Annotated in this window: 1 pseudogene; it reads left to right on the plus strand. The window is 65.1% G+C overall.

From position 1 onward, the window contains the following. Positions 1-902: pseudogene (locus BHC62_RS27110) on the plus strand (RHS repeat protein); the annotation flags it as partial.

Genomic DNA, 902 nt, shown 5'->3' on the forward strand with positions numbered 1-902 from the left:
CGCCTACGTCTACGACCTCAACGGCCACCTGCAGGAAAAAACCGAGTTCGGCGACGATGACCGTCAGCTGATTACCGCCTACCAGCGCGATAACGCCGGGCGCCTCATCCGAAAAACCCTACCCGATGGCAGCACGGTGGATTACACCTACGACCGCCTCGGCAATCTCCTAAGCGTCGACGACGGCCACTGGCCGCTGCACTACGAATACGACAGCCAGAATCGCCTGACCGCTGAACACCAGGGCTGGGGCACCTTGCGTTACGGCTACGACAGCTGCGGCCAACTCGACCACCTGCGCCTGCCCGACAACAACCACCTGACCTTCAACCACGACAAGGGCGGCCACCTCGCCACCGTTGAGCTCAATGGCCGCACACTCACCTCGCACCTGTTCAAGGCCGGCCGCGAACAGCAGCGCCAGCAGGGCCACCTGCTGAGCCACTACCACTACGACGACCAGGGCCGCTTGGCCCAACACGAACACCGCCACGGCCTTCGCCGCTACACCTACGACCCAGGCGGCAACCTCACCCGCCTGCTCGACACCCGCAAGGGCCAGCACGACTACCACTACGACCCCCTCGACCGCCTGACCCGCGCCGACCACTCGCAAGACGTGCAAGAACGCTTCGCCCACGACCCGGCGGGCAACCTGCTGATGCAAGACCGCCCAGGCCCCGGCATCGTCGTCGGCAACCGCCTCTTGCTACAAGGCGACCGGCATTACGACTACGACGCCTTCGGAAACCTCATACGCGAACGCCGCGGCCGCGCGCAGCAACTGGTCACCGAATACCGCTACGACTGCCAGCACCGCCTGATCGGCCTCACCCAACCAGACGGCAGCCAGGCCAGCTATCGCTACGACCCGTTTGGCCGGCGCATCAGCAAAACCGTGG

Origin of the sequence: Pseudomonas sp. 06C 126 (assembly GCF_001855215.1) — a bacterium.
Lineage (GTDB): Bacteria > Pseudomonadota > Gammaproteobacteria > Pseudomonadales > Pseudomonadaceae > Aquipseudomonas > Aquipseudomonas proteolytica.